The 242-nt window shown below is 69.8% G+C and carries 1 protein-coding gene; it reads right to left on the bottom strand.

The window, feature by feature from the left end:
• The coding region (locus ACYYG1_RS17810; protein WP_461211664.1) for a LysR substrate-binding domain-containing protein at positions 1-242 on the bottom strand (242 nt) is incomplete at both ends.

Below are 242 nucleotides of genomic sequence, written 5' to 3'. Positions count from 1 at the left end.
CGATCATATTGGCGTCCGCCAGTTGACGATTGGCGCGCAGCGCAATGTCGACCCGGTGTTCTATCATGTCGACGATGCGATCGTCCGCCAGCACCCGCAGCGTCAGCTTGGGGTGCGCCTGCAACAGCGGCGCCAGCGCCTCCGCCAACGAGCGGCCGCCGATGCCGACCGGGGTGGCGATGCGCAGCTCGCCCACCAGCGTGTCCCGCAGTTCCGCCAGCCGCTGCTCCGCCTGCTGCGCC

Source organism: Desulfocurvus sp. DL1XJH-121 (genome assembly GCF_054819825.1).
This window is presented reverse-complemented; position numbering and strand designations above follow the sequence as displayed.